This window comes from Streptomyces sp. NPDC058751 (assembly GCF_042746485.1).
GTDB lineage: Bacteria > Actinomycetota > Actinomycetes > Streptomycetales > Streptomycetaceae > Streptomyces.
Window position 1 is genome coordinate 1 of the sequence record NZ_JBHYPZ010000088.1, and the last position, 9,196, is coordinate 9,196.

The 9,196-nt window shown below is 70.3% G+C and carries 8 protein-coding genes; 3 read left to right on the plus strand and 5 right to left on the minus strand.

Features of this window, described 5'->3' with window-relative positions:
* Both ACFW6B_RS40800 and ACFW6B_RS40805 read left to right on the plus strand, forming a co-directional pair.
* On the plus strand, positions 1 to 147 hold a 147-nt coding region (locus ACFW6B_RS40800; RefSeq protein WP_386604963.1), incomplete at its 5' end, for a hypothetical protein.
* A 175-nt stretch (positions 148 to 322) separates the two neighbouring features.
* Entirely contained in the window at positions 323 to 1,099 is a 777-nt protein-coding gene (locus ACFW6B_RS40805) for a hypothetical protein (RefSeq protein WP_386604953.1), read from the plus strand.
* Positions 1,100 to 1,163: 64 nt separating this feature from the next.
* On the opposite strand, the gene pgl is transcribed toward ACFW6B_RS40805, so the two are convergent.
* From pgl to tkt, 5 genes are read right to left on the minus strand one after another with little or no spacing between them, the layout of a single operon-like run.
* Positions 1,164 to 1,946: a 6-phosphogluconolactonase gene (gene pgl / locus ACFW6B_RS40810; protein ID WP_386604955.1), complete on the minus strand. Its 783-nt coding sequence runs from the start codon at positions 1,944 to 1,946 to the stop codon at positions 1,164 to 1,166.
* Positions 1,943 to 3,004 (minus strand): glucose-6-phosphate dehydrogenase assembly protein OpcA, encoded by a 1,062-nt coding sequence (gene opcA, locus ACFW6B_RS40815; RefSeq protein ID WP_386604957.1) that lies wholly within the window; start codon positions 3,002 to 3,004, stop codon positions 1,943 to 1,945. The genes pgl and opcA overlap by 4 nt, the downstream gene beginning before the upstream one ends.
* Positions 3,001 to 4,527: a glucose-6-phosphate dehydrogenase gene (gene zwf, locus ACFW6B_RS40820; RefSeq protein WP_386604965.1), complete on the minus strand. Its 1,527-nt coding sequence runs from the start codon at positions 4,525 to 4,527 to the stop codon at positions 3,001 to 3,003. The genes opcA and zwf overlap by 4 nt, the downstream gene beginning before the upstream one ends.
* A gap of 1 nt (position 4,528) precedes the next feature.
* The gene (tal, locus tag ACFW6B_RS40825; protein ID WP_386604959.1) at positions 4,529 to 5,647 is read right to left on the minus strand and encodes a transaldolase; all 1,119 of its coding nucleotides are present in this window, start codon (positions 5,645 to 5,647) and stop codon (positions 4,529 to 4,531) included.
* A 34-nt stretch (positions 5,648 to 5,681) separates the two neighbouring features.
* Positions 5,682 to 7,769 carry a transketolase gene (gene tkt / locus ACFW6B_RS40830; protein ID WP_386604961.1) on the minus strand — a complete coding sequence of 696 codons (2,088 nt, stop codon included), beginning with the start codon at positions 7,767 to 7,769 and terminating at the stop codon, positions 5,682 to 5,684.
* A gap of 355 nt (positions 7,770 to 8,124) precedes the next feature.
* Between tkt and ACFW6B_RS40835 the strand changes: the two genes are divergently transcribed.
* Complete coding sequence (locus tag ACFW6B_RS40835; RefSeq protein ID WP_386604967.1) at positions 8,125 to 9,078, plus strand: heme o synthase; 954 nt, start codon at positions 8,125 to 8,127, stop codon at positions 9,076 to 9,078.
* The last annotated feature ends 118 nt before the right edge of the window (positions 9,079 to 9,196 follow it).

Consider the following 9,196-nt stretch of genomic DNA (forward strand, 5'->3'; position numbering starts at 1 on the left):
GACTCCTTCGACCAGTGGGGCGTCGAGCTCGGCAAGGTCCTCGCCAAGCGCGTCGAACCCGCCCTGACCGAAGGCACGGACGTCCCCGGCCTCGACGGTTCGACCAAGGCCCTGGTCGCCAAGTACCGCACACTGCGCGGTCGTTGAGCCCGAGCGGGCTGAGCCCGAATGAGGGGAAGCGGGCGGCGGGAGTCCGCCCGCTTCCCGTAACATCCCTGGCGATCACGATGACGATCGTTCGGGGGAGCGGGAGTTGGCCAGGACGCGTGAGAGATGGACGAGGGACGGACTGACGGTCCGGACCTTCCTGAAACCGAAGCGGATGGCGAAGGCGCTGTTCCACCCGGCGTGGATCCCCGAGCCCGTCGATCCTTCGGTGGAGCGGCTCAAGCGCGTGCGGGTCGTCGCCGGAGCGGTCGCGGCGTTCGGCGTGTACACCTTCGTGCAGCACAGGTTCGACACCGAGGAGATCCTGGCCAACGTCCTGACGGCGGCCGCCGTCCTGCTGTTCGTCACGCCGCTGACCGTGGGCGTGATGCTCTGCGTGTGGCGGCGCACCGGCACCGTCCGGCAGTTACGGCGCCCGCTCCTCGGCTCGCTCAAGCTGCTGCTGCTCTTCATCGGCATGGCCGTGGCCGCCGTGCTCCTCATGCAGCTGGCGACCGCGGTGGGAGGAGCCGTGCTGGTTCCGCTGGGTTTCGTGGCGCTCTGGCTGATCGGCGTCGTGGCCCACGGCGCGGTCCAGCTGTCCGGCAACCACTTCGGTTCCGCGGCCGTGCACCGCTGTCTGCCGCCGCTGCTGGCCACGGTGACGACCTGGCTCATGGCCGTTCCGGACCTGATCACCGGTGACCTGCACGGGCTCAGCCTCAGGATGGGCATCGTCTTCGTCCTGGGTGCCCCGGTGACCGTCACCGCGATCGCCGTCCTGGAGATGAACCGGCTCCGCCGCCACTACGGCATCCGGCTGCGCGCCCACCCCGCGACCCTGCCGGTCCTGCGCCCGGTCACCTACCCGCCGCAGACCCCCTACCTCCCGCCCCAGGGAACCCCGTTCCCGCCCGGGAACCCGTACGGCCGCGGGCCGTACGGCGGTTGACGGAACGAAAGCGGGGGCGGCGGGGTCGTCCGACCCCGCCGCCCCCGTCAGCCGTTCAGTCCCTTCAGGCGGACGCCGGCGGGTACAGCGACCGCGGCAGCTGGGACGCCGCGGCCGAGTCCAGCAGCCACAGCGTGCGTGAGCGGCCGTACGCGCCGGCGGCCGGGGCCTGGATCTCGCCCGCGCCGGACAGGGCGATGGCGGCCGCCTGCGCCTTGTCCTCGCCTGCCGCGAGCAGCCACACCTCACGGGCGGAGCGGATCGCGGGCAGCGTCAGCGAGATCCGGGTCGGCGGCGGCTTGGGCGCGCCGTGCACGCCGACCACCGTCCGCTCCGTCTCCCGCACCGCGGGCAGCTCCGGGAAGAGCGAGGCCACGTGGGTGTCCGGGCCGACGCCCAGCATCAGGACGTCGAAGGCCGGGACGGGACCGTGGTTCTCGGGCCCGGCGGCCTTCGCGAGCTCCGCCGCGTACGACTCCGCTGCCGCGTCCACGTCGGCGCCGTGCGGACCGTCGGACGCGGGCATCCAGTGCACCCGCGCCGGGTCCAGCGGCACCGCGTCGAGCAGCGCCGCGCGGGCCTGCGTGTCGTTGCGGTCGGGGTCGTCCTCGGGGAGGTACCGCTCGTCACCCCACCACAGATCCAGGCGCGCCCAGTCGATCGCGTCCCGGGCGGGCGCGGACGCGAGCGCCGCGAGGAGCCCGTTGCCGTTGCGCCCGCCGGTGAGCACGATCGACGCGGAGCCGCGCGAGGCCTGCGCGTCCACGATCTTCGTGATCAGCCGTGCCGCCGCGGCCTGGGCCATCAGTTCCTTGTCGCGGTGGACGACGAGCTGCGGAGTGTTCACTCGGCGGCCGCCTTGTCCGCCGCCTTCTTGGCCAGCGTCTCGGCCACGCCCGCGGGGGAGTCCTTGGCGACCGGGCCCGCCTTCGTGGCGGTCGCGGTCCCGCCCGGGGAACCGGCCCGCGGCGTGGCCGCCGCCGCGTTCAGCCTGCCCACGCCGTAGCGCAGCGCCGAGGCGTAGGTGTCGTCCGGGTCGAGGCGGCGCAGCTCCTCCGCCATCAGTTCGGCCGTGTCACGGCGCTTGAGCGCCACCGCACGGTCCGGCTGCCCCTGGATGGACAGCGTCGCGAGGGTGCCGTCGGCGCGGTCCAGGACGATCGGGCCGCAGCTCGTCTCCAGCCGGACCGCGGTCAGGCCGGGGCCGGCGGACAGCGACCGCTTGACGGGGACCTCCAGCCGGTTCGCGAGCCACATCGCGAGCAGTTCGCAGCTCGGGTTGTACTCCTCGCCCTCCACCTCGACCGCGTCCACGTCGCAGGTGACCTGGTCCAGGGCCGCGGCCAGCATCGAACGCCAGGGCGTGATGCGGGTCCACGACAGGTCCGTGTCGCCCGGGGTGTAGGCCTCGGCGCGGGCGTTGAGCTCCTGCACCGGGGCCTCGGCGGCGTAGGTGTCGGTCACCCGGCGCTGGGCGAGGGCGCCGAGCGGGTCCTTCGCCGGGTCGAGCGGCGCGTTCACCGGCCACCAGACGACGACGGGCGCGTCCGGCAGCAGCAGCGGCAGGACGACCGACTGGGCGTGGTCGATCACCTCGCCGTACAGGCGCAGCACCACCGTCTCGCCGGTGCCGGCCTCCGCCCCGAGCCGGACCTCGGCGTCGAGCCGTGACGTCGTGCGGTCGCGGGGGGAGCGGGAGACGCGCTTGATGACCACGAGGGTGCGGGAGGGGTGCTCGCGCGAGGCCTCGTTGGCGGCCTTCAGCGCGTCGTAGGCGTTCTCCTCGTCGGTGACGATGACGAGGGTGAGCACCATGCCGACGGCGGGTGTGCCGATGGCGCGGCGGCCCTGGACGAGCGCCTTGTTGACCTTGCTGGCCGTGGTGTCCGTGAGGTCGGTCTTCATGGGCGACGCCAGCTCCGTCCGTCTCGCTCGAGCATTTCGTCCGCCTCGACGGGGCCCCAGGTGCCCGAGGGGTACTGCGCGGGCTTGCCGTGCTTGTCCCAGTACTGCTCGATCGGGTCGAGGATCTTCCAGGACAGCTCGACCTCCTCGGTGCGCGGGAAGAGGTTCGAGTCACCGAGCAGCACGTCGAGGATCAGACGCTCGTACGCCTCCGGGCTCGACTCGGTGAAGGACTCGCCGTACGCGAAGTCCATCGAGACGTCCCGGATCTCCATGGAGGTGCCGGGCACCTTGGAGCCGAAGCGGACCGTGACACCCTCGTCGGGCTGGACGCGGAAGACGATCGCGTTCTGGCCCAGTTCCTCCGTCGCCGTGTGGTCGAAGGGGGAGTGCGGGGCGCGCTGGAAGACGACCGCGATCTCGGTGACGCGGCGGCCCAGACGCTTGCCGGTGCGCAGGTAGAACGGGACTCCCGCCCAGCGGCGGTTGTCCACCTCGACCTTGATCGCGGCGAAGGTGTCGGTCTTCGAGTTGGGGTCGATACCGTCCTCCTGGAGGTAGCCGACGACCTTCTCGCCGCCCTGCCACCCCTCCGCGTACTGTCCGCGGACCGTGCTGCGGCCCAGGTCCTTCGGCAGCCTGGTCGCGCCGAGCACCTTGACCTTCTCCGCGGCGAGCGCGTCCGCGTCGAAGGAGGAGGGCTCCTCCATGGCGGTCAGCGCCATGAGCTGGAGCAGGTGGTTCTGGATGACGTCACGGGCGGCGCCGATGCCGTCGTAGTAGCCGGCCCGGCCGCCGATGCCGATGTCCTCGGCCATCGTGATCTGGACGTGGTCGACGAACGACCGGTTCCAGATCGGCTCGAACATCGTGTTGGCGAAGCGGAGCGCCAGGATGTTCTGGACGGTCTCCTTGCCCAGGTAGTGGTCGATGCGGAAGACCTGGTCCGGGGCGAAGACCTCGTGCACGATCGCGTTGAGCTCCTCGGCCGACTGAAGGTCGTGGCCGAAGGGCTTCTCGATGACCGCGCGCCGCCAGGAGCCGGTCGACTGGTCCGCCAGCTTGTGCTTCTTCAGCTGCTGGATGACCACCGGGAACGCGGACGGCGGTACGGACAGGTAGAAGGCGAAGTTGCCCCCCGTGCCCTGGGCCTTGTCCAGCTCCTCGATGGTGGAGCGCAGCCGTTCGAAGGAGTCGTCGTCGTCGAAGGTGCCCTGGACGAAGCGCATGCCCTGGACGAGCTGCTGCCAGACCTCCTCGCGGAAGGTCGTACGGGCGTGCTCCTTGACCGCGTCGTGGACCTCCTGGGCGAAGTCCTCGTGGGCCCACTCCCGGCGGGCGAACCCGACGAGCGAGAAGCCCGGCGGAAGCAGACCCCGGTTGGCGAGGTCGTACACCGCGGGCATCAGCTTTTTACGGGACAAATCGCCCGTGACTCCGAAGATGACCAGGCCCGACGGCCCCGCGATGCGCGGGAGCCGTCGGTCTGCGGGGTCACGCAGCGGGTTGCTGCTCGACAAGATTTCAGCCCTCCGAAGGGGCGAGGCGCTGGAGCTCCGCCTCGGTCGACTTGAGCAGGTCGTTCCAGGAGGACTCGAACTTCTCGACGCCCTCGTCCTCGAGAAGCTGGACCACGTCGTCGTAGGAGATCCCGAGCTTCTCGACGGCGTCGAGTTCGGCGCGGGACTGCTCGTACGTACCGGCGATCGTGTTGCCGGTGATCTGCCCGTGGTCCTCGGTGGCCTCCAGGGTGGCCTCCGGCATGGTGTTCACGGTGTTCGGCGCGACCAGTTCGTCGACGTACAGGGTGTCCTTGTACGCGGGGTCCTTGACGCCGGTCGAGGCCCACAGCGGGCGCTGCTTGTTGGCCTGCGCCCGGTCCAGGACGGCCCAGCGCTCGGTGGAGAAGACCTCCTCGTACGCCTGGTACGCGAGGCGGGCGTTGGCGAGACCCGCCTTGCCGCGGGCGGCCTCGGCCTCGGGGGTGCCCTGGGCGTCGAGCCGCTTGTCGATCTCGGTGTCCACGCGGGACACGAAGAAGGACGCCACGGAGTGGATCTTCGAGAGGTCGAGCCCGCGCGCATCGGCCTTCTCCAGGCCGGCGAGGAAGGCCTCCATGACCTCGCGGTAGCGCTCCAGCGAGAAGATCAGCGTGACGTTGACGCTGATGCCGAGGCCGATGACCTCGGTGATCGCCGGCAGACCCGCCTTGGTGGCCGGGATCTTGATGAGGGTGTTGGGGCGGTCCACCAGCCAGGCCAGCTGCTTGGCCTCGGCGACGGTCGCCGCGGTGTCGTGCGCCAGGCGCGGGTCGACCTCGATCGACACACGGCCGTCCTGGCCCTCGGTCGCGTCGAAGACGGGGCGCAGGATGTCGGCGGCGTCGCGGACGTCCGCCGTCGTGATCATGCGGATGGCTTCCTCGACGGTGACCTTGCGGGCGGCCAGCTCGGTGAGCTGCTGCTCGTAGCCGTCTCCGCTGCTGATCGCCTTCTGGAAGATCGACGGGTTGGTGGTGACGCCCACGACGTGCTGCTGGTCGATCAGCTCGGCAAGGTTGCCGGACGTGATCCGCTTGCGCGACAGGTCGTCCAGCCAGATCGCGACGCCTTCCTCGGAGAGGCGCTTGAGTGCGTCTGTCATGGAAATTGCATCTCCTACGTGTCGTATGTCAGCGTCAGCGCTGGGCTGCGGCGATCGATTCCCGGGCGGCTTCCGCGACCTTCTCGGCAGTGAAACCGAATTCGCGGAAGAGCACCTTGCCGTCGGCCGAAGCACCGAAGTGCTCCAGCGAAACAATGCGTCCGGCGTCCCCGACGAACCGGTGCCAGGTGAGGCCGATTCCCGCCTCGACCGAGACGCGGGCCTTCACCGAAGGCGGCAGGACGCTGTCCCGGTACCCCTGGTCCTGCTCGTCGAACCACTCCACGCACGGCATGGAGACGACCCGCGTGGGGACGCCCGCGGCCTGGAGCTGCTCGCGGGCCTCGACGGCCACGTGCACCTCGGAGCCGGTGGCGATCAGGACGACCTCGGGCGAGCCGCCCTCGGCCTCGAACAGTACGTAGCCGCCCTTGGCGGCGTCCTCGTTCGCCTCGTAGGTCGGCACGCCCTGACGGGTCAGCGCGAGACCGTGCGGGGCGCCCTTGCCGAACACCTTGGTGTAGCGCTTGAGGATCTCGCGCCAGGCGACGGCCGTCTCGTTGGCGTCGGCGGGGCGGACGACGTTGAGGCCGGGGATGGCGCGCAGCGAGGCGAGGTGTTCGACCGGCTGGTGGGTGGGGCCGTCCTCGCCGAGGCCGATGGAGTCGTGCGTCCACACGTACGTCACCGGCAGGTGCATCAGGGCGGAGAGGCGGACGGCGTTGCGCATGTAGTCGGAGAACACCAGGAAGGTGCCGCCGTAGATGCGGGTGTTGCCGTGCAGCGCGATGCCGTTCATCTCCGCGGCCATGGAGTGCTCGCGGATGCCGAAGTGGATGGTGCGGCCGTACGGGTCCGCCTCGGGCAGCGGGTTGCCCTCGGGGAGGAAGGAGGACGTCTTGTCGATCGTGGTGTTGTTCGAGCCGGCGAGGTCGGCGGAGCCGCCCCACAGCTCGGGGATGACCGCGCCGAGCGCCTGCAGCACCTTGCCGGACGCGGCACGCGTGGCGACACCCGTGCCGGCCTCGAAGACGGGGAGCTTCTCCTCCCAGCCGCTCGGCAGCTCGGTCGCCGCGATGCGGTCGTACTCCGCCGCGCGCTCCGGGTTGGCGGTACGCCAGGCGGCGTAGCCCTTCTCCCACTCGGCCTTGGCCTGGGCGCCGCGGTCCACGGCCTGCCGGGTGTGGGCCAGCACCTCGGCGGCGACGTCGAAGGACTTCTCCGGGTCGAAGCCGAGGACGCGCTTGGTGGCCGCGACCTCGTCGTCGCCGAGCGCCGAGCCGTGCGCGGCCTCGGTGTTCTGCGCGTTGGGGGCGGGCCAGGCGATGATCGAGCGCATCGCGATGAAGGACGGCTTGTCCGTCACCTGCTTCGCGGCCTCGATCGCGTTGTAGATGGCGTGCGGGTCCAGGTCGCCGTCCGGCTTCGGGGCGATGCGCTGCACGTGCCAGCCGTACGACTCGTAGCGCTTGACGGTGTCCTCGGAGACCGCCGTCTCGGTGTCGCCCTCGATCGAGATGTGGTTGTCGTCCCACAGCAGGACCAGGTTGCCGAGCTTCTGGTGCCCGGCCAGGGAGGATGCCTCCGCGGAGATGCCCTCCTGGAGGCAGCCGTCACCGGCGATCGCGTAGATGTAGTGGTCGAACGGCGACTCGCCCTGCGGCGCCTCGGGGTCGAACAGACCGCGCTCGTAGCGGGCGGCCATCGCCATGCCCACCGCGTTGGCGACACCCTGGCCGAGCGGACCGGTCGTGGTCTCCACGCCCGGCGTGTGACCGTACTCGGGGTGTCCGGGGGTCCTGCTGCCCCAGGTCCTGAAGGACTCCAGGTCGTCCAGCTCCAGGCCGAAACCGGCCAGGTAGAGCTGGGTGTAGAGGGTCAGGGACGAATGGCCGGCGGACAGCACGAAGCGGTCGCGTCCAACCCAGTCGGTGTCCGCCGGGTCGTGCCGCATCACCTTCTGGAAGAGGGTGTAGGCGGCGGGCGCCAGGCTCATGGCCGTACCGGGATGGCCGTTGCCGACCTTCTGTACGGCATCGGCGGCCAGGACGCGGGCCGTGTCGACGGCCCGCTGGTCCAGCTCGGTCCACTCGAGGTCTGTGGTGGTCGGCTTGGTGCTCACCCTGGGTCAGGGCTCCTCTCCACATGTCACACATGTCGAAATGCCGGTGCACTGGGCGCCCCGGCCGTTGTCGAGCCTACCCCCGTGAGTACGCGCGTTTTTTCGACTCATTCCAGACTGCAGGGGCTCATCGGGATCTGCCTCCCGACTAGGTCGTTCCCCTGTTCGGCACATGAATACGGAGCCGCTCGTCCGAGTACTCAATCGAGCCGCGACCGGCTCTTCCGGCCGCACTCCTCAACACGGGCCCACCCCCGCGAATGCCGGGGTCTGGGCAACGTCTACAGTGGCGTGGTACGCGCGAGCCTTTACGGGGAATTCACTGCCGGGGCTTGCTGGGATGTCTCTGTCAGGGGTGTGCGTGACGGCCGTCGAATCCCGTCCAGCCGGTGTGCTCGGGACGAGCAGCAGCCGGGGCCAGCGGCCGTTCGGGGCCCGTGTCAAGGCGTTCGTGGCGCTGACCAAGCCGCGGATCATCGAACTGCTGCTGATCACCACCGTTCCGGTGATGTTCCTGGCCCAGCAGGGTGTGCCCGATCTGAAGCTGGTGCTCCTCACCTGCCTCGGCGGTTACCTGTCCGCGGGCGGCGCCAACGCGCTCAACATGTACATCGACCGAGACATCGACGCCCTCATGGAGCGCACCTCGCAGCGCCCGCTCGTCACCGGCATGGTCAGCCCCCGTGAGTGCCTGGCCTTCGGCATCACGCTGGCGGTCGTGTCGACCCTGCTGTTCGGTCTCGCCGTCAACTGGCTGTCCGCCTGGCTGTCGCTCGGAGCGCTCCTCTTCTACGTCGTCGTCTACACGATGATCCTCAAACGGCGTACCTCGCAGAACATCGTCTGGGGCGGCATCGCCGGCTGTCTGCCCGTGCTCATCGGCTGGTCGTCCGTCACGAACTCCATGTCGTGGGCGCCGGTCATCCTCTTCCTCGTCATGTTCTTCTGGACGCCGCCGCACTACTGGCCGCTGTCCATGAAGGTGCGCGACGACTACGCGCGCGTGGGTGTGCCGATGCTCCCGGTGGTGGCGAGCAACAAGGTGGTCGCCCGGCAGATCGTCCTCTACAGCTGGGTGATGGTCGGGGTCTCGCTGCTGCTCACCCCGCTCGGCTACACGGGCTGGTTCTACACCGCGGTCGCGCTCGGCGCGGGCGGGTTCTGGCTGTGGGAGGCGCACGGCCTGCAGAACCGGGCCAAGGCCGAGGTGACGGGCGCCAAGCTCAAGGAGATGCGCCTGTTCCACTGGTCGATCACCTACGTGTCGATCCTCTTCGTGGCCGTCGCGGTGGACCCCTTCCTCCGCTAGACCGCCCCGCGAACACCGACGGGAGGGGTGGGGGGGGGCGGGCGCGCCCCCCCCCCCCCCCCGCGGGGGGGGGCCCCCCCCCGGGAGCCGTGCCAGGCAGGCCCCCCCCCCCCAAACA